The sequence below is a fragment of the Desulfonatronum lacustre DSM 10312 genome (assembly GCF_000519265.1).
Classification (GTDB): Bacteria; Desulfobacterota; Desulfovibrionia; order Desulfovibrionales; family Desulfonatronaceae; genus Desulfonatronum; species Desulfonatronum lacustre.
Genome location: NZ_KI912608.1, coordinates 1,017,778 through 1,035,890 on the forward strand (window position 1 = coordinate 1,017,778; position 18,113 = coordinate 1,035,890).

The window sequence follows — 18,113 nt, forward strand, 5'->3', positions numbered from 1 at the left end:
GGAGCTCCATGGTTTCTACGAAAAATGAAAACCGTTGGGCAATGCCAACGGGCAATCCTGCAAAAACAAAGGGGTTAAGCTTATGATTGCCGTGACTTCGCCTTGAAGGTTTGCTTCAAATTCCATGTCCAAACAACCATATCCGTAACTCCCAACATTTGTCGTCACCCATTGGCTCGGAGCAAACTCCGGCCAGTCCCAATCCTGGTCCAACTGGTACCCGAAGGTCTGATCGCCGCCGTTTGGCCGGTCGAAGCTTAGCTCATAACTGAGACTGGGGCCGCCAAGCCCAGAATGTCGAAAGCGGCAGGCCGTAAATGTTCTCTCCCAATGCAAGCGGGCGGTCTCCAAGATAGAAGAGGATGCCGACAACCTGCCATGTCCTGCCAGGCCCCAAGGTTTTGAACCAGCGCAGGTTTTTGATGTCATCCGCGTTCAATGTCGATGACGCCTTGACCTCCATAGCCACGAGCATCCGATCGCACTCGGCCAGCAGATCCACTTCCCGGCCTTCCTGGTTGCGCCAGTGCCAGAGCCGCCAGTCGCGGGCCAGATAAGGCAGGTTTTTTACCAGTTCATTGTGGACATAGGTTTCCAGAAGATGACCCAGTGCAGTCTGATCCCCTGTCGGTCCAAACGAGGTGGAAGAAAATCCCCTGATGGCGGCGGCAACCCCGGTATCAAGAAGGTGTACCTTGGGACGTTTAATTTCCCGACCCGCCGCTCCGGATGCCCAGGCACCCAGTCGCTGCGCAAACGACAAGCGGGTCAGGACATCAAGATATTGTTCCACCGTGTTGCGCTGGACACCGACCGCTGAGCATAACCGCTCAATGGAAAATTCCTCAGCGGTTCGGGAGGCAAGCTGATCAATCAGCCGACGCAAGGCGTCGGTTTTGCGGACTTTGAGAACATCGGCCACATCACGATCAACAAGAGCATCAATGGCATCACGGTATCGTTTGTTGCGAGGCCGGTCGGGCAGGTCGCGAATCTCGGGATAACCGCCTTGGACAATCAGGTCGATGTACGCTTGACGTCCGGCGGATGGGATGTCCGGAAGCGTGGCCAGGGATGGGTTTTCAGCTGCCCAGTCCAGAATCCTGGCCGGACCGTAGCGGAAAGCCTCGGCAGCGCTCAGCGGATGCAACATCAACGTGGAAACCCGCCCGGCCAGGGAATCGGTTACATGTGCGGCGGCGAAGACGTTGGACGATCCGGTCAGGAGAAACTGCCCCTTCTGGCGACGTTCGTCCACAATGCGCTTGATGGCCAGTGCCAGCGCTCGGGATCGCTGCGCCTCGTCAATGACCACGGGTGCGTCTTTGGCGTTCGCCGTCAAAGCCGTCAGTTGGCCATAAGGATCGGTTTCCATCGCGGCGAGGACGCCGGTATCGTCAAGGCTCACAAAGTGGCTTGAGCCGAGCAGATCCCTCACCAATGTGGTCTTGCCCACCTGACGCGGACCTATGACGTTCACGACCCGCGTTGATCGGAGCGCACTCTCCACCTCGCCGCACAGATGTCTCGGAAGTAATTGCTCAGACATTCATTGTAATCTTATTTGGTTATGAGGGATGCTTCAGAAAAGGTCTGGACTTGGGCACAGGCGGCCACTGGTAGTGATGGCGGATCGTCCTTGTCTTCCTTGGATAATGGCGAGACGCCTTCAGTCCCAGCAATGCGCATCTTGGAATGACAATCAATGACGAAACCGCCCCAGTTTTTCCGACGATTTGGCATGAACGTTCCGGAAAATTTGTAATAGCTTCCCCGGCAAAGTGTCAACAGTTAAGCCGTCAAATTACCAATAGTACCCGATTCGGAAGATTGCTCAACACCGGCTGAAAGGGAGTCATCATAGAGCCGGTGATTCCAATCACCGGAATGCACCGCACAACAATCTCGAGTCCTTCCATGAGAAGGACTCATGACTGGGGGAGGCCATTTTCCGGTGGTTGAAACCACCGGCTCTACGATTGAATCCCTTCAGGATTAGTATCTACTCAGCACAATTTTACGTCCGCTCTTGTTCCGGCAATCGGGGTCGGTATCGGAATCGAAACAGGAAAAATTTTGAACGCTTCCCAGCGTTTTCGATCCCGATTCCGATTCCGACCCCGACAACAGCATTGCTTTCATCCTTCGTCTTCCCCTCCCTAGCCAGAAAGATCGCCGCGCGGTCGCCTGTCCGCCCTTGATGCCAGTCACGTTTTCGGGAAGAATGCGAAGCGGGCGGCCTTGAAGCGAAAATGGCGGACCGTTCGAGGTCGCCATGGGCTTTGATGACGCCTTTATTTTTCTGGAGTTGAACACTCCTCCTGAAAAACGAGCCATTTCCATGATCAACCTGTTGCCGGAAGAGGCCAAAGAGGCCTTCACTCATTGGGAAATCAGGAACGACAAGATCGAGTACTAACGGAGAAAGCACCGGAATCGGAGTTTGTGCATCCCGCGGGCAAGGACCCGCTCCGCCCCCCAAAAAACCACATCCCCCCAACCTTCCAGGAGACCTCATGAAGTGTCCCACGCCGCGGCCCCAACCGGAATTCCTGCCCATGAGCCGTGCGGAAATGGACGCCTTGGGGTGGGACGAGTTGGACGTGCTGCTGGTCAGCGGGGATGCTTACGTCGACCATCCGGCCTTCGGTGTTCCGCTTTTAGGCCGGTGGCTGGTAGCCCAGGGCTTTCGGGTGGGGATCGTGGCTCAGCCGCGCTGGGATACGTTGGATGACGTCCAGCGATTGGGACGTCCCCGGCTTTTCGCCGGGGTCGGGGCCGGGGCGCTGGACTCCATGCTGGCCCACTACACCGCCTTTCGCAAGCTCCGCCGGGACGACGCCTATACCCCTGGAGGGAGCGCCGGAGCCCGGCCGAACAGGGCGTGCATCGTCTACGCCAATCTGCTGCGCCGGGCCTTTCCCGGGCTGTTCGTGGCCCTGGGCGGCATCGAAGCCTCCCTGCGGCGCATCGCCCATTACGACTTCTGGACGGACAAGGTCCGCCGCTCCATCCTCCTGGACAGCAAGGCCGACCTGCTGCTGTACGGCATGGCCGAACGCGGCATTCTGGAGCTGGCCCAGCGCCTAGATCAGAACCTGGGCCAAAATCTGGGCCAGACCGCCGATCCAGGCTCCACGCCCGCCCAACTCTCCGTCGGCCCTTCAGTCAGCCTGGACATTGAGACCCTGCTCCAAATTCCCGGCGCGGCCTTTGTTTGCCGCCCGGAAGAACTGCCTCCGCTCCCTTCCACCCTGGAACTGCCTTCCCACGAAACCATCCTGGCCTCGTCGGACGCATTGCTCCAGGCCACCGCGCTGCTGGAAGAGCATGTCCACCAGGGCAAGGATACGGCCCTGCACCGGATCGGAGACCGACTCCTGGTGCTCACTCCCCCGGCCGCCCCGCTCACGGAAACGGAAATGGACGCGCTCTACGACCTGCCCTTCGCCCGCCGCGCCCATCCGTCCTATACCAAGCCGATTCCCGCCGCGGAAATGATCGCCTCCAGCGTCACCACCCATCGCGGCTGCGGAGGCGGCTGCTCGTTCTGTTCCCTGGCCCTGCACCAAGGCCGCCGGATCAGCTCCCGGAGCAAACGCTCCATTCTGGAAGAGATTGCGCGGATGAGCGCCGCGCCGAATTGGAAGGGGGTGATCAGCGACGTGGGCGGCCCCAGCGCGAACATGTGGCGGGCCGTTTGCGCCCTCGAAAAAACAGAAATAGAGGGAAAAGAAGCTGGAAAGAAAGGGCCGGACGGAAAACCCGGCCCCTGTCGTCGGGCCAGTTGTCTGCATCCGACGATCTGCCGTCATTTCCGCGTTGACCAGCAGGCGACTTTGGCCATGCTCGAGGATGTCAGCCGCTTGCCGAAGGTGCGCCACGTCCGGGTGGCCAGCGGGGTGCGCTTCGACCTGCTGTTGCAAGACCCGCAAGCCGCTGAGCATCTGATTCGCCGGTTCGTGGGCGGCCAGCTTAAGCTGGCCCCGGAACACGCCTCCGACAAGGTGCTCCACCTGATGCGCAAGCCCGGTTTCAGCGTGTTCGAGCAGTTTCTGAGCCTGTTTCAGCGCCAGTCCGCCCAGGCGGACAAACAACAATTCGTCGTCCCCTACCTGATGAGCGCCTTCCCCGGATGTACGGCCCAGGACATGGCCGCCCTGGCCGACTGGCTGCGCCGCAAAGGCTGGCGGCCGCAACAGGTCCAATGCTTCGTGCCGACCCCCGGCACCATGGCCACGGCTATGTACCACGCCGGAAAGGACCCACGGGGCAACCCGCTGTTCGTGGCCCGCACCGACGCCCAGCGTCTGGCCCAACACCGGATGCTGGTCGAACCCCAATCACGATCCGGACCGCGAAAACCGAAAAAACAAGGTGATGGGAGAAGCGGCTGAGGAACAAGGCTTTTCACTACTCGCCGCCCTGCTCCACCATCCGCGAAAACTCCGCCCCGTCCAGAACCGTCAGACCCAGCTCACGGGCTTTCGTCAGCTTGGACCCGGGCTCGGCTCCGGCGACGACAAAATCCACCTTCTTGGAAATCGCCCCGACCACCGTTCCCCCGGCCTGTTCCACCAGCTTCTGGGCCCGGGTCCGAGACATGTCGGGCAGGGTTCCGGTAAACAGGACCCGTTTGCCGGCGAACGGGGAATCCGGCTTCCGGGCCGCTCTCTCCTGGTCCTTCGCGCTCGGCCAAAGCCCCAGCTCCCGCAGTTCCTCCAGAAGCCGCTGATTGTCCGGGTTGGTGAAAAAGCCGTGGATGGAGGCGGCCACCTCCGGTCCGATATCCGGGAGCCGTTGCAGCGTTTCCCGGTCCGCCCGGCCCAGGGCGTCCAGGTCCGGGAAATGGTCCGCCAGAACCCGGGCCGTCTGCGCACCCACATGGCGGATGCCCAGCGCGCGGATCAGCGTCGCTAGATCCGCCCGGTCCCGGGCCTGGGCAATGGCGGCGATGATGTTTCCGGCAAGCTTGGTCCCCATCCGGTCCAGGGTCAGCAAGTGCTCTTCCCGGAGTCGGAAGATGTCCGCCGGAGTGTGGATCAGCCCCTTGTTCACAAGGATTTCCACCCATTTCCGACCCAGGCCCTCCACATCCAGCCCGGCCTTGGACGTGAAGTAGACCAGGCTTTCCCGCAACAGCGCCGGGCAGGCCAGGTTCTGGCAGCGCCAAGCCGCCTCCCCGGGAAGACGAACCGCCGGGGTGGCGCAGGCCGGGCAGACATGGGGAAAGGTGAACGCGTGCTCCCCTCCGGTGCGCTCTTCCACCACCGGACCGACCACCTCGGGGATCACGTCCCCGGCCCGCTGGACCACGACCATGTCGCCAAGCCTCAAGTCCTTGGACCGGATTTCGTCCTCATTGTGCAGGGTGGCCCGAGACACCGTGACCCCGGACAAGGCCACGGGCTCCAGCACGGCCACCGGCGTCAGGACTCCGGTCCGGCCCACCTGGACCTGAATGTCCAGCAATCGGGTCACGGCCTGGCCGGCGGGGAACTTCCAGGCCAAGGCCCAGCGCGGAGCCCTGGCCGTGGCCCCCAGGCGGCGCTGCTGTTCCAAATCGTTGACCTTGGCCACCACCCCGTCGATTTCGTAGGCCAGGGTGTCCCGGAGCCGGGCCACGTCGGCGTAGTGGCGCTCCACGTCCGTCGGGTCGGAGCAGAGCCCGGAATGTTCCGGAACGGAAAATCCCAAAGCCCGCAAGCCGTCCAGAATCTCTTTTTGCGTCGCCCAACCTTGTGCGCCCTCAGGCCACTCCACCAGGCCCACGCCATAGGCGTAAAAGCGAAGAGGACGCTCAGCGGTGATCCTCGGGTCCAGCTGGCGCACCGAACCGGCAGCGGCGTTGCGCGGATTGGCGAAGGTTTTGCGCCCGGCATCGGCCTGTTCCCGGTTCAGTCGGGCAAAGTCCTCGTGGCGCATGACCACTTCACCACGCACTTCCAAAAGACTTGGAACGGCCCCCTGGGCGTCAAGCCGCAGCGGCAGATTGCGCACCGTTCGCAGGTTCATGCTGACATCCTCGCCCGTGACGCCGTCGCCCCGGGTTCCGGCCCGAAGGAAGCGCCCTTGCTCGTACACCACTTCCACGGCCAATCCGTCCAGCTTGGGATCCGCCCAAAAGGTCAAGGCTTCTCCAGGCAGCGCCTTGCCCAGACGAGCCACGAACGCTCGCCATTCCTCCAGGGCAAAGGCGTTGTCCAGGCTGTACATGGGCAGGGAATGGGCAAAAGGCCGGAAAGCCCGCGACGCCTCCCCGCCGACGCGCTTTGTGGGCGAATCCGGGTCCGCCAGCTCGGGATGCCGCTCTTCCAGGGTCCGGAGTTCCCGGAACAGCGCATCGTATTCCGCGTCGCCGATCTCCGGATCGTCCAGCACGTAATACCGATGATCATGGTAGCGAATCAACGCGGCGAGTTCGTGCATCCGCTTGCCGGGGTCGTGATCAGATGGCCTCACAGTCGATCCTCGTCAATGAAAGTGTTTTGGGCTTGGCGCAGAATCCCGACATGGTCCGGGCCCAGACGGGCCGCAAGATATTCCCGTTCCCGGCGTGCGGCAATCTCAAGAAATCCGGGCACGTCCCTGGCTGCGGAGTGGTACACGTGGCGCATTCGGACCTGATGGTCCACGACCACCGGCCACCCCGCCCGGGAAGCCCGCAGGGAAAACCACAGGTCCACGCCGTAGCCGCGGGGATTATCCGTGCAATCCAGCCCACCCAAGGCTTGCCAGCACTCCAGGCTGATCAAAGGGGCCACCCCGTCCAGCACGGTGGCGCGGCGATAAGCCCGGGCCGTATCGGCGATCATCTGGGGATGATACGGATGGTGCTCGAATGCCGGAGAATAGATGCCCACCGGGCCGATGGTCCGCTCCAAACGGAGCATCCGTTGCCAGGCCCGTTCCAAAAAGGGTGGGTTGGAAATGAAAAAGGCGTCGTTGTTCAAAAACCAGACATGGGACCATCCGCTTTCCCGGCCCAGCAGCAGGACGTACTCCAGGGCCCCGGCCCAGAACAGGTTTGCGTCCAAGCGCCGCCAAGCTTGCGGATAGGGCTCCGGAGCATGATTGTCCAAAACCATGATCCGCTCCCGCCAACCAGGGTCGCTGCTCAGCAACTGACGATGCAAACGCCGGGTCACCTCGGGGCGTCCGTAATGCAAGATGACGACGACGGGCTGCTCGCCGGTACACGGAGCAGCGTCCGACCTCAAGCTGGATTCGCTTTCTTTATGCTGGTCGTCTTGACAGAAATCGACGGAGATCATTACGTTCTCTTGCATGGATGCGATCACACAATTCAACGAATTGGAATCCAAGATGCCCCCTGAACGTCTGGCTCGGGCGGACTTGAAGGCCAAGGAAATTCTGACGGAAATGCTCATGGCCGAGATTAGAAGGCAGACCGGCTTGACGCAGAAAGAACTCTGCTCGGCGCTTACGGACAATCAATGTACTCCTGAAGCTGAAGCCCGGGAGGAAATCGGGATCAGTACGCTCCGGCGCATCGTCGAGGCCTTTGGGGGACAGCTTGAGTTGATCGCCCACCTCCCCAAAGGCGCCGTCCATCTCCTGCCGACTGAACGACACTCCCCCAGGAGCATGGCTGAAGTCGGATAACGGACGACTCTCGTCCGTCCTCGCCCTCCCGCACTTGCACATCAGCTTCCCCCATCTCCATCGAGCATCTTGCGCCGCAGCAACGCCACTTCGTCGCGCAGTGCCGCGGCGCGTTCGAATTCCAGTTCCTTGGCCGCGACGCGCATCTCCCGTTCCAGGCTTTTGATCCGGCGGGCCATGTCCTTGGGGGAGAGGTTTGCGTCGCCGTATTTGCCCCCGGCTTCGCGCAGGGTCGCGGATTGGTCCTTGTCCCTGGCCTCGGCGTAGATGTGACCGAGAATGTTGTCCATGCCCTTGATGATCGTGGTCGGGACGATGTCGTGGGCCGCGTTGAAGTCCTGCTGGACCTGGCGACGGCGGGCGGTTTCCTCCATGGCCTCGGCCATGGAGCGCGTGACCTTGTCCGCGTAGAGAATCACCCGGCCCTGGACGTTGCGGGCGGCCCGGCCAAATGTCTGGATCAGGGAGCGGAACGAGCGCAAAAAACCCTCTTTGTCCGCGTCCAGGATGGCCACCAGGGAGACTTCGGGCAGGTCCAGCCCCTCCCGGAGCAGGTTGATGCCCACCAGCACGGTGAATTCTCCCTTGCGCAAAGCCTGGATGATGGCCACCCGTTCCAGGGTGTCGATGTCCGAATGCATGTACCGGGCACTCATGCCCATGTTTTGCAGGTACTCGGTCAGATCCTCGGCCATGCGCTTGGTCAGGGTGGTCACCAGGACCCGTTCCCTCCTTTGTTCGCGCAGCTTGCACTCGGCCAGCAGGTCGTCCATCTGCCCTTTCACCGGACGGACCTCCACCTCCGGGTCCACCAGTCCGGTGGGGCGAATGATCTGCTCCACCACCGTGCCGTTGCTTTGTTCCAGTTCAAAGGGGCCGGGAGTGGCCGAGACATAGACCACCTGCCCCACCCGGTCCCAGAATTCCTGGATGCTCAGCGGCCGGTTGTCCAGGGCCGAAGGCAGGCGGAAGCCGAAATCCACCAGGGTTTTCTTGCGGGACAGGTCGCCGTGGTACATGCCGCCGACCTGGGGCACGGTGATGTGGGATTCATCCAGGAACAGCAGAAAATCCGAGGGAAAGTAGTCCAGCAAACAGGCCGGAGGCTGTCCGGCCCGGCGGCCGTCCAGATGCCGGGAATAGTTTTCGATCCCGGTGCAGTAGCCCAGTTCCTCGATCATCTCCAGGTCCAGCATGGTCCGCTGCTCCAGACGTTGGGCCTCCACCAGCTTGTTTTCGGCCTTGAGCAGGCGCAGCCGCTCCCCGAGTTCGTCCCGGATATCCGCCATGGCTCGCAGCAGGTTCTCCTTGTCCGAAACATAGTGGCTGGCCGGAAAGATTACCGTCTTCTGGATTTGGCAATGGGTTTCCCCTGTCAGAGGGTCGATCTCGTGGATGGTCTCCAACTCGTCGCCGAAAAACTCCAACCGTAAGGCCCGCTCGTGGCTGTAGGCCGGGATGATGTCCAGGCTGTCGCCCCGGACCCGAAAGGTGCCCCGGTGGAAGTCGATGTCGTTGCGCTCGTAGAGCACCTCCACCAGGCGGCCCAGCAGGTCGTCCATGGAGAGCCGCTGCCCGGCCTCGATGGGAATGACCATCTTGGCGTAGTATTCCGGCGATCCCAGGCCGTAGATGCAGGACACCGAGGCCACGATGAGCACGTCCCGACGGGTGAGTAGGGCATGGGTCGCGGCATGACGCAGCTTGTCGATCTCCTCGTTGATGGAGGAGTCCTTCTCAATGTAGGTGTCACTGTGCGGTAGATAGGCTTCTGGCTGGTAGTAGTCGTAATAACTGACGAAATACTCCACGGCGTTATTGGGGAACAGCTCCTTGAACTCATTGAAGAGCTGCGCGGCCAGGGTCTTGTTCGGGGCCATGACCAGGGCCGGACGCCCCAGCCGGGCAACGACCTGGGCCATGGTAAAGGTCTTGCCCGATCCGGTCACGCCCAGCAGAACCTGATGCGCTTCACCGGACCGAACCCCGGCCACCAGGGCGTCGATGGCCTGGGGCTGGTCGCCTTGGGGCTTGTATGGACTGATCAGTTCAAACGGGGTTGTGGGCAAAGGGCCGGAAGAGGTCGTCATTGCGGTACGTGGCGTCGGATGATAGGAAAAAATGTTGGATTCACGTTCATTATCAACCCAACGGCGAGTCGACTCGTGAACCAAATGGACGGTCGCAGTCTAGAGATTTCCACTTGGGCTGTCATCATATGCCAATTCTCCTTCGGTAATGCGGTATTCGCATTGAAACAATGCAGTTATCGGGGTCGGAATCGGTATCGGCATCGGGATCGATACTGTTTGTTCGCCATAACCTTGATTCGACCCCGATTCCGATTCCGACCCCGATATCGAAAGAGAAGCTTTGAACCAGAAACGGCATTTCCCGGCTAAACCTTATTGCACTCATGTTATGAGAGGAACCACATGGAACTGAACATTCTCTGTCCTGAAAAAGAACCGTCGGTCCCCCGGGCCCACGTGATGACCATGGCCATCAAGAGCTTCAAAGGGCGACGCAACGTCGAAGTTCATCTGTACCGGGCCGGCTGGAAGCCCGAAGAGTTGGACGCCTATGACTGGGACCACCTCTTGGGCGAACCGATGCAGGCGGACACTCCGATTCCTCATGAAAACAGCAAAAAAGTCCTCCTGGAGGCCTTCACCGCCGAGGAGCGGGATCAATTGGTCGCCTACCTGCAACACCGTTACGGGGAAAAGCTGGCCTCCATCTCGGCCTGCGCCCTGGACTTCCCCATCCCCAAGGGCCTGGCCGCCCTGTCCGACGTTCCCGAAGGCAAAAGCGTGGGCCGGATTCGCCTGGAAACCGTCCCCCAATTCACCCTGCCCTTCCCGGTCCATGGCCTGTACGACCTCGGTCAGCATGAACCGCTGATGGAGGCCAACGGACGGGAAGCCGCCTGAAAAATGTAGGGGCGGACCTGTGTGTCCGCCCTGGTGTAGGCCGTCATCCCGTGATGGGCGCACACACAAGTGCGCCCCTACATGATGGGCGGACACAGACAGGTCCGCCCATCCTCCCCATCATCAAGCCTCCGTCCACCGGCCAAAAATGGTCGGCTGGACCGTGGCCTCTTCCAGGATGGCCATGAACTGCCAACGGCGGATCTCCTTGGCCCCAAAGCGTTGCATGTGCGCCGTGGTCTGCTGACAATCCAACAGCCGGAAATCCCAGCGTCGCAATCGCTGAACAAGATGGACCAGGGCGACCTTGGACGCGTTGGGACGCAGGTGAAACATGGATTCGCCGAAAAAAACGCGGCCCAGGGCCACGCCGTACAGTCCGCCGACCAGTTCCCCGTCCTCCCAGACCTCCACGGAATGCGCCAGTCCGACCTCATGCAACAGGGTGTAGGCCAGCTGCATTTCCGGCACCAGCCATGTTCCCGGGCCATCCGGCCTGGAAGCGACGGCGCAGTGGCCGATCACCTCGGAAAATGCCCGGTCAAAGGAAACCTGAAATGGTTCCCTGCGCAAAACCTTGCGCAGGCTGCGGGAGACGTGCAGTTCTTCCGGAAACAACACCAGGCGCGGATCCGGCGACCACCAAAGAATCGGCGAGTTGGGCCCGTACCAGGGGAAGATGCCCTTGCTGTAGGCATGCAGCAACCGTTCCGGGGACAAATCCCCGCCCACGGCCAGCAACCCGTCCGGCTCGGCTTGTTCCACCGGGGGAAAGATGATCTGGGGATGCAGCGCATGGACGGGCATGGTTGAAAAGGGATGACTACTCAGTACATTTTGTGTCCGATCTTGCTCCGGCAATCGGTGTCGGGGTCGGAATCGGAACAGGAAGAATTTAGAACGCATCCCGGCGTTTTCGATCCCGATCCCGATTCCGATTCCGACCCCGACAACAGAATTACTCTGTGCTGATTAGTTACGAAAAGGGAAGAGCCTGGGGCGATTAGCGGGAAAGGTTTCGCCTCAATGCGAAAAGGCCGAGCCACAAGCATGGCTCGGCCCTTGTATTGGAGTCGAATACGAGCCGGTCAGGCGAATTCAAACACCAAGGCTTCGTCCTCGCCTTGATCTTGATCCGCAGCCGGAGCGTCCACCCGCACCGTGCCGCCTTTGACCAATCGACCGAACAGGATCTCGTCGGTCAAGGGGTCCTTGATGGAGGTCTGGATTAAGCGGCCCAGGGGTCTGGCTCCGAACGACGAGTCAAAGCCGCGTTCCGCCAGCCAGGTCAAAGCTTGCGGGGCCAGGGTGACGACCACCTTCTTGTCCTTGAGCTGCGTGTTCAGCTCATCCACGAATTTGGTCACGATTTTTTCCATGACCTCGGTGGTCAGGGAGTGGAAACAGATGGTGGCGTCCAGCCGGTTACGAAACTCCGGGGTGAACAGCTTCTCCACGGCCTTCTTGCTTAAGTGGCCGCGGTCGTCGTCCTTGCCCGGCTCGCCGAAGCCGATGCTCGTGGCGCACATGTCCTGGGCCCCGGCGTTGGAGGTCATCAGCAGGATGGTGTTCCGGAAGTCGGCCTTGCGTCCGGCGTTGTCGGTCAAGGTGGCGTAGTCCATGACCTGAAGCAGGATGTTGAACAGGTCCGGATGGGCCTTCTCGATCTCGTCCAACAGGAGTACGGTATGCGGGTGCTTGCGGATGGCGTCCGTGAGCAGGCCGCCCTGCTCGAAGCCGATGTATCCGGGCGGCGCGCCGATCAGCCGGGCCACGGCGTGCTTCTCCATGTACTCGCTCATGTCGAAGCGCAGGAAATTGACGTTCAGAATCTGGGCCACCTGGCGGGCCAGCTCGGTCTTGCCCACTCCCGTGGGCCCGGTAAGCAAGAAGCAGCCGGTGGGCTTGTTTTCCGCACCCAGCCCGGCCCGAGAGCGTTTGATGGCCCGGGCCAGACTCTCCACGGCTTCGTTCTGTCCGAAAATGACGTCCTTCAGCCGTCCTTCCAGCTCCTGGAGTTGACTCTTGTCCGAGGCCGAAACCCGTGTCTCGGGGATTCGAGCCATCCGGGCCACGACCTGTTCCATTTCCAGGGGCCGGATCAGGTTTTTCTTGCGAATCTTGGGATTGAGCTTGAACACCGCGCCGGCCTCGTCGATCACGTCGATGGCCTTGTCCGGCAGAAAACGTTCGTTGATGTGGCGCATGGAGAGGTCCACCGCGGCCTCCAGGGAACTTGGCGCGTAGCGCACCCCGTGGTGCTCCTCGTAGTATGGCCGCAGCCCTTGCAATATCTGCACGGTCTCGTCCCGACTGGGCTCGGGAATTTCCACTTTCTGGAACCTTCGGGACAAAGCCCGGTCCTTTTCAAAGTGATTCTTGAACTCTTCGTAGGTGGTGGAGCCGATGCAGCGCAGCTTGCCCGAAGCCAGGGCCGGTTTAAGCAGGTTGGAGGCGTCCATGCTCCCGCTGCTGGTGGCACCGGCACCGACAATGGTGTGGATTTCGTCGATGAACAAAATCGCGTCAGGAACGGACTCCAGTTCCTTGAGCACGCCCTTGATCCGGGCCTCGAAATCACCTCGGTATTTGGTCCCGGCCAACACCGCGCCCATGTCCAAGGCGTAGACCTTGGCCTTGCCCAAATACTCCGGCACGTCCCCTTCGGCGATGCGCAGCGCCAACCCTTCGGCCAGGGCGGTCTTGCCCACGCCGGGGTCGCCCACGTAGATGGGATTGTTCTTGCGCCTTCGGGCCAGAATCTGCATGGTCCGGTGCAATTCCAACTTTCGGCCCACCAGCGGATCGATCTCGCCGTTCTTGGCCTTGGCCACCAGGTCCACGGTGAACTGCTCCAGAAAGGATTCTTTCTTCTGTTTCTGGCTCTGGGTCCGGCACTTCGTGCAAGACTCATCCTCGGGCTGGCCCTGATGGTCGTGGGTGGGAACGCCGTGGGAGATGTATTCCAGAATATCCAGTCGATCCACGCCATAGGATTGCAGAAAGTAATTGGCGTAGGACTCCTCTTCCTGACAAATGGAAGCCAGGACGTCGCCCACGCTGACCTCGACCTTGCCCGAGGACTGGACGTGCAGAATCGCCCGCTGAATGACCCGTTGCAGGCTGGGGGTCTGGACCACCTCGGTCATTCCGCCCGACGGCATGACCTGTATGTGATCCAGAAAAAAACGTTCCAACTGTCCCTTCAGCTTGACCAACTCCACGCCGCAATGCTCCAGGATATCCTTGGCCGTGGAATTCCGGATCATTGCGTACAGCAGGTGCTCCAGGGTCAGAAACTCATGGTTGCGGACCCTGGCTTCGCGCACCGCGACCAGAAACGAGCGTTGCAATTCCTTGCTCACCATATATCTATTCCTCTTCCATGGTACATTTCAGCGGAAAACCGTTCTTTCTGGCCATGTGCCGGACCAGGGCCACCTTGGCCTCGGCGATCTCCGCGGTGTAGACCCCGCAAATCCCCATGCCCTCCTGGTGCACCTTGAGCATGATCGCGGCGGCTTCGTTCTCGATCTTTCCAAAGACCACCTTCAGGACATGCACGACGAACTCCATGGTCGTGTAGTCGTCATTGTGCAGCAGGACCTTGTACCGCTTCGGCAGGTCCAGAAGGTCGTCAACCTCAATGTCTCCCTCGATCCGGGGATCGGATATTTCGACGCTCAACGGTTCATCCTTATCTTCAGCGATCCATTCGACAAAAAGAGAATCCGAGCACCCATCGTCGTTTCGCCTCGACCGGAAAGGGATACCTCGGATTCCTTCGGACTCGTCTCCTAACTAACATCCGCGATGCGCTTGTCAATTCCGGAAAAGTCCGGATTGAGCTCCTTGACCCGGAGGAACAGCGCCAGGGCTTGGTCTTTTTTCCGAACCTGCTGCATGGCCACCCCGATGTTGAACGCGGTGATGTCGTTGGAGAGCATGTTGATCTTGTTGACCTTCAAGGCTTTTTCGAACGCGTCGTGGGCGTCCCAGAACCGCCCGCCCTCCATGTAGGCCATGCCGATGTTGTAATGCACGATATCCGTATCAGCGGCCACGTTGAGGACCTTCTTGAATTCCTTGATGGCCTGCTCCCACTTGCCCTGCTTGCGCAACGCGATGCCCAGTCTGTTGAAAACATGAACATCCGACTGGGTCAAGGTGGACTTCCCGTCCAGTATTTCGCGAAAATACTTTTCGGCAAGGGCCGCGTCTTTTTTCAGGCAGGCCTCGGCCACGGTCAGCTTGACATGATCGAGCATGTCCCTGGCCTGCTTGGTGGAAATCTTCACCGCCTCCTTGAAATACGCATCGGCTTCCTCTGTGTTCCCCTGTTCCAGATGCAGCTCACCGATCTCGATCTTGCGGTCCATGTTCATCGGGCTGAGACGTTCCAGTTTTTCCAGGTATTCCAGTTGAGCCTGGAGGTCGTTCTTTTCCCGAAAGTATTCAACGATCTTTTTCAACGGCTCCAGGTACATCTTGGCTTGTTGGGCCGCGTGGAGATAGGACTGCAGGGACTCGGCGTCGCGCCCCATCCGGAGAAAGGCGTCTCCTTGGATCATCAAGGCCGCGGAACTGTTGGGCTTGATTTCCAGAATTTTCTCCACCACTTCCAGGGCTTTTTCATACTCTCCCTTTTGAATCAAATCCTTGCCGTGCCCCACCAGCTTGGGTAATTGCCCCTGAGGGCGGATGGTCAAGGCGATCTTCTCGATGAGCGTATTCACGGAAACCGGTTTGACGATAAAATTGTCGGCTCCTATTTCATGCAGATAAACCAGGAGATTTCGATCCGCCTCCGTGGTCATCAAAATGATATAGGATTCCGGGTAGGTGGTCTTCAAAAACTTGATCAACTGGTTGTTGCTGCGGTTGTTGACGACGCGCTCGATGAAAAACAGCGGCTTCCCCTTGATGTCGACAATCCGGCGGGTATCCTTGAGCAGTTCGTCCTCGCGCAGCGCGAGTCGCATGCAGTCCTTCAACTGGAGATGGCTGGCGAAGGTGTTGCGCAGAATCTTCACCGCGATGGTATCATCGGTAAAGACAAGGCAATACCCGCGCTGATCCAACACGAAATCCTTGATCACCACCTCGTACTTCTTGAGTTGCTGCATCGCGGCCAACTGATTTTCATACATCGACAACCTCCTTGGGAGCCAACCATTCAACCACGCCAAGCGGCGCGGTCGTTGAACAAAGGATCATCGCATGTCCCTTGAAGTTGAAAAAAAATATTTAAAACCGAACCTGCAAGACGTCTGCAGACTTCTTTTGGACGCGGGGGCGACGTTTCGAGCCCACCACCTTGAGGAAAATTGGCTGTTCGACACCCCGGACCTACGGCTGCGGGCCGCGAAGATCCTGCTTCGCCTGCGCCGAGCGGACGGGGCCACGCTGACGGTGAAAAAGAAGCCGGATGCCGCCGTGCCGCTGGATCCGCGGTTCAAAGTGCTCGAGGAATTGGAGACGGAAGTCGCCGACTTGGCTTCGATGCGCGGCATTCTGGAGCTGTTGGGATATGTCATCGTGTTCCAATATGAAAAGATTCGGGCGATATGGGAATGGCAGTCCTGCACCATCTGCCTGGATACGCTGCCCTTCACCCAGGTCGTGGAGCTTGAGGGAACGCCGGAATCCATTGAGCGGACCGCTCACCGACTCGGCCTGGATGGGTTGGAGTCATCCACCTGGAATTACATGCGGATGTATCAGGAGCATTGCCGAACTCTGGGCGAACCGAACAATGATAGGTTTCTTTTTTCCAAGACGCAACGCAACACGGCCTTGGCGGCGTTGCGGGAGGCAGATGAAAGGCTCACCCCATGCGCAGTATTTCTCCGGCCAGATTTCCCAGGGGCATGACCTTGCGCACCCCGCCCAGCTTGATGGCCTCGTTGGGCATGCCGAACACCACGCAGCTTTGCTCGTCCTGGGCCACGGTATGGGCCCCGGCGTCGAACATCTCACGCATGCCCTTGGCCCCGTCGTCCCCCATTCCGGTCATGATCACGCCTACCGTGTTGGCTCCGGCATACCGGGCCGCGGAGCGGAACAGGACGTCCACTGATGGCCTGTGCCGGGAAACCAACGGCCCATCCTTGATTTCCACATAATACCTGGCTCCGCTGCGCTTGAGCAGCATATGCCGGTTTCCGGGCGCGATCAGGGCTTGTCCGCGGAGCATGGTGTCGCCGTCCCGGGCTTCCCGGACCGTGATTCGGCAGATTCCGTCCAGGCGCTTGGAAAAGGCCGCGGTGAAGTTCTCGGGCATGTGCTGGACCACGGCGATGGCCGGACAATCCATGGGCAAGGCCTCAAGAAGAATGCGCAAGGCCTCGGTTCCGCCGGTGGACGCCCCCACCACCACGACCTTTTCCGTGGTTTTGACCATGGCCTTTGGCTGGTGGCTCATGGAGGGAATCACGGCATCCGCGGTCAGTTTAGGCCTGACCGTGACCGGCGTGTACACCCGCAGCTTGGCGCTGGCCGCGGCCTTGACCGCGTCACAGATGCGAATCCGGGACTCCTCGAAAAACTTTTTGGTCCCGACCTTGGGCTTCTGGATGATCTCCACCGCGCCGTACTCCAAGGCCTTGAGGGTGGTTTCCGCCCCCTGTTCGGTCAGCGTGGAGCAGATGATCACCGGGATCGGATGCTGGGCCATGATCTTGCGCAAAAAGGTCAGCCCGTCCATGCGCGGCATTTCCACGTCCAGGGTGATCACGTCCGGAACGATCTCTTTCATCCGTTCCACCGCGGCATACGGATCTCCGGCGGCCCCGATCACCTCGATGCCCGGGTCCGAGGAAAGCAGTTCAATCAGCGTCTGCCGGACCAGGGCGGAATCGTCCACAACCAGCACCTTGATTTGCTGTTTCATCGGCCTGACTCGTTTTGCTGGATTGTTGAATTGGAACAGACGGTTCGATCATCCGGAAAAATAGAACGTTTGATCCGCTTGACCCAAACCTCGCCCGTATGACTCAAAAAATATAATTTCCGACCCACCGAGCCGCCGACATCCGAGGCCATGACCCGCAGCCCGGCTCGTTCCAGTTCCATGATCGCCATCTGAACGTTCTTTCGTCCGACGCTGCAAGAGGAAGAACGTTTACCACCGGTGAATCCGAACAGTTCCGCGCCGCCGAAGACCTTGATCTGAATGTCCTTGCGCCGTCCGCCGTGTCGCTCAACGGCCGAGAGAATGCTCTGAATGGAGTGATTCACGAACCGACAGGGCTGCTTGGCGACATTCTCGCCGTTATAATCCGTCGAGTCCGGCAGCAGGGCATGAAATATGCCCCCCAGAGGAATGGCCGGTTGAAAAAAGGACACCGCGACGCAGGACCCCAGCACCGTGCAGACCAGCGTGGGGTCCTTGGACAGGAAACATTCTCCGATATGGAGATGAAAAACCGGATAGTTTGAAAAATCCGTCATTTGAAAAACCTTGTCCCCACACTTTCATGCGCGGATGATATTCGCGACACTGCCCCCCGCAAGGAGGCTTCGGCGAAAAACAGCGCGGCGCATCCCAAGATA

Annotated in this window: 16 protein-coding genes; 5 read left to right on the forward strand and 11 right to left on the reverse strand. The window is 60.0% G+C overall.

Going from position 1 to position 18,113, the window contains the following annotated elements; translation table 11 throughout:
* Nucleotides 1–15 precede the first annotated feature (15 nt).
* Both DESLA_RS23655 and DESLA_RS0104860 read right to left on the reverse strand, forming a co-directional pair.
* The gene (locus DESLA_RS23655; RefSeq protein WP_156932865.1) at nucleotides 16–372 is read right to left on the reverse strand and encodes a DUF4087 domain-containing protein; all 357 of its coding nucleotides are present in this window, start codon (nucleotides 370–372) and stop codon (nucleotides 16–18) included.
* Nucleotides 263–1,549 (reverse strand): ATP-binding protein, encoded by a 1,287-nt coding sequence (locus tag DESLA_RS0104860; RefSeq protein WP_028571591.1) that lies wholly within the window; start codon nucleotides 1,547–1,549, stop codon nucleotides 263–265. Before DESLA_RS0104860 ends, DESLA_RS23655 begins: the two co-directional genes overlap by 110 nt.
* A gap of 726 nt (nucleotides 1,550–2,275) precedes the next feature.
* Between DESLA_RS0104860 and DESLA_RS22750 the strand changes: the two genes are divergently transcribed.
* Nucleotides 2,276–2,419, forward strand: a complete 144-nt coding sequence (locus tag DESLA_RS22750) for a hypothetical protein (protein ID WP_156932866.1) — start codon at nucleotides 2,276–2,278, stop codon at nucleotides 2,417–2,419.
* A gap of 97 nt (nucleotides 2,420–2,516) precedes the next feature.
* The gene (locus DESLA_RS18800) at nucleotides 2,517–4,397 is read left to right on the forward strand and encodes a YgiQ family radical SAM protein (protein ID WP_035261380.1); all 1,881 of its coding nucleotides are present in this window, start codon (nucleotides 2,517–2,519) and stop codon (nucleotides 4,395–4,397) included.
* 16 nt (nucleotides 4,398–4,413) lie between these two features.
* On the opposite strand, the gene ligA is transcribed toward DESLA_RS18800, so the two are convergent.
* Both ligA and DESLA_RS0104880 read right to left on the reverse strand, forming a co-directional pair.
* Entirely contained in the window at nucleotides 4,414–6,462 is a 2,049-nt protein-coding gene (gene ligA, locus DESLA_RS0104875) for an NAD-dependent DNA ligase LigA (protein ID WP_245589998.1), read from the reverse strand.
* Complete coding sequence (locus tag DESLA_RS0104880) at nucleotides 6,459–7,274, reverse strand: glycosyltransferase family protein (RefSeq protein ID WP_245589999.1); 816 nt, start codon at nucleotides 7,272–7,274, stop codon at nucleotides 6,459–6,461. Before DESLA_RS0104880 ends, ligA begins: the two co-directional genes overlap by 4 nt.
* A 52-nt stretch (nucleotides 7,275–7,326) precedes the next feature.
* Here DESLA_RS0104880 and DESLA_RS18805 point away from each other — a divergent pair, with 52 nt between their 5' ends.
* Nucleotides 7,327–7,626 carry a transcriptional regulator gene (locus DESLA_RS18805; RefSeq protein ID WP_156932867.1) on the forward strand — a complete coding sequence of 100 codons (300 nt, stop codon included), beginning with the start codon at nucleotides 7,327–7,329 and terminating at the stop codon, nucleotides 7,624–7,626.
* A 41-nt stretch (nucleotides 7,627–7,667) separates the two neighbouring features.
* Here the strand turns inward: DESLA_RS18805 and uvrB are convergent, their stop codons facing one another.
* The gene (gene uvrB / locus DESLA_RS0104890; protein ID WP_028571594.1) at nucleotides 7,668–9,695 is read right to left on the reverse strand and encodes an excinuclease ABC subunit UvrB; all 2,028 of its coding nucleotides are present in this window, start codon (nucleotides 9,693–9,695) and stop codon (nucleotides 7,668–7,670) included.
* A gap of 366 nt (nucleotides 9,696–10,061) precedes the next feature.
* Between uvrB and DESLA_RS0104895 the strand changes: the two genes are divergently transcribed.
* Entirely contained in the window at nucleotides 10,062–10,559 is a 498-nt protein-coding gene (locus DESLA_RS0104895) for a hypothetical protein (protein WP_028571595.1), read from the forward strand.
* Nucleotides 10,560–10,682: 123 nt separating this feature from the next.
* On the opposite strand, the gene aat is transcribed toward DESLA_RS0104895, so the two are convergent.
* The 4 genes from aat to DESLA_RS18810 all read right to left on the reverse strand — a co-directional run bounded on the left by aat (nucleotide 10,683) and on the right by DESLA_RS18810 (nucleotide 15,709).
* The gene (gene aat / locus DESLA_RS0104900; RefSeq protein WP_028571596.1) at nucleotides 10,683–11,366 is read right to left on the reverse strand and encodes a leucyl/phenylalanyl-tRNA--protein transferase; all 684 of its coding nucleotides are present in this window, start codon (nucleotides 11,364–11,366) and stop codon (nucleotides 10,683–10,685) included.
* 281 nt (nucleotides 11,367–11,647) lie between these two features.
* On the reverse strand, nucleotides 11,648–13,927 hold the full coding sequence (clpA, locus tag DESLA_RS0104905) for an ATP-dependent Clp protease ATP-binding subunit ClpA (protein ID WP_028571597.1): 2,280 nt from the start codon (nucleotides 13,925–13,927) through the stop codon (nucleotides 11,648–11,650).
* A 4-nt stretch (nucleotides 13,928–13,931) separates the two neighbouring features.
* Nucleotides 13,932–14,234 carry an ATP-dependent Clp protease adapter ClpS gene (gene clpS, locus DESLA_RS0104910; protein WP_028571598.1) on the reverse strand — a complete coding sequence of 101 codons (303 nt, stop codon included), beginning with the start codon at nucleotides 14,232–14,234 and terminating at the stop codon, nucleotides 13,932–13,934.
* A gap of 122 nt (nucleotides 14,235–14,356) precedes the next feature.
* Nucleotides 14,357–15,709 carry a tetratricopeptide repeat protein gene (locus DESLA_RS18810; protein WP_051434394.1) on the reverse strand — a complete coding sequence of 451 codons (1,353 nt, stop codon included), beginning with the start codon at nucleotides 15,707–15,709 and terminating at the stop codon, nucleotides 14,357–14,359.
* Between the two features lie 70 nt (nucleotides 15,710–15,779).
* Between DESLA_RS18810 and DESLA_RS18815 the strand changes: the two genes are divergently transcribed.
* The gene (locus tag DESLA_RS18815; RefSeq protein WP_051434395.1) at nucleotides 15,780–16,433 is read left to right on the forward strand and encodes a class IV adenylate cyclase; all 654 of its coding nucleotides are present in this window, start codon (nucleotides 15,780–15,782) and stop codon (nucleotides 16,431–16,433) included.
* Here the strand turns inward: DESLA_RS18815 and DESLA_RS0104925 are convergent.
* Entirely contained in the window at nucleotides 16,387–17,451 is a 1,065-nt protein-coding gene (locus tag DESLA_RS0104925) for a protein-glutamate methylesterase/protein-glutamine glutaminase (protein ID WP_028571599.1), read from the reverse strand. The genes DESLA_RS18815 and DESLA_RS0104925 overlap by 47 nt on opposite strands.
* Nucleotides 17,448–18,011 (reverse strand): chemotaxis protein CheD, encoded by a 564-nt coding sequence (locus DESLA_RS18820; RefSeq protein WP_051434396.1) that lies wholly within the window; start codon nucleotides 18,009–18,011, stop codon nucleotides 17,448–17,450. Before DESLA_RS18820 ends, DESLA_RS0104925 begins: the two co-directional genes overlap by 4 nt.
* Nucleotides 18,012–18,113: the final 102 nt, after the last annotated feature.

Coding starts and splice junctions, on each gene's coding strand:
- DESLA_RS18820 (WP_051434396.1), bottom strand. CDS start 18,011: ATGACGGATTTTTCAAACTATCCGGTTTTTCATCTCCATATCGGAGAA.
- DESLA_RS0104860 (WP_028571591.1), bottom strand. CDS start 1,549: ATGTCTGAGCAATTACTTCCGAGACATCTGTGCGGCGAGGTGGAGAGT.
- DESLA_RS0104925 (WP_028571599.1), bottom strand. CDS start 17,451: ATGAAACAGCAAATCAAGGTGCTGGTTGTGGACGATTCCGCCCTGGTC.
- aat (WP_028571596.1), bottom strand. CDS start 11,366: ATGCCCGTCCATGCGCTGCATCCCCAGATCATCTTTCCCCCGGTGGAA.
- DESLA_RS18800 (WP_035261380.1), top strand. CDS start 2,517: ATGAAGTGTCCCACGCCGCGGCCCCAACCGGAATTCCTGCCCATGAGC.
- DESLA_RS18805 (WP_156932867.1), top strand. CDS start 7,327: ATGCCCCCTGAACGTCTGGCTCGGGCGGACTTGAAGGCCAAGGAAATT.
- clpA (WP_028571597.1), bottom strand. CDS start 13,927: ATGGTGAGCAAGGAATTGCAACGCTCGTTTCTGGTCGCGGTGCGCGAA.
- DESLA_RS22750 (WP_156932866.1), top strand. CDS start 2,276: ATGGGCTTTGATGACGCCTTTATTTTTCTGGAGTTGAACACTCCTCCT.
- DESLA_RS0104880 (WP_245589999.1), bottom strand. CDS start 7,274: ATGATCTCCGTCGATTTCTGTCAAGACGACCAGCATAAAGAAAGCGAA.
- DESLA_RS18810 (WP_051434394.1), bottom strand. CDS start 15,709: ATGTATGAAAATCAGTTGGCCGCGATGCAGCAACTCAAGAAGTACGAG.
- DESLA_RS0104895 (WP_028571595.1), top strand. CDS start 10,062: ATGGAACTGAACATTCTCTGTCCTGAAAAAGAACCGTCGGTCCCCCGG.
- DESLA_RS18815 (WP_051434395.1), top strand. CDS start 15,780: ATGTCCCTTGAAGTTGAAAAAAAATATTTAAAACCGAACCTGCAAGAC.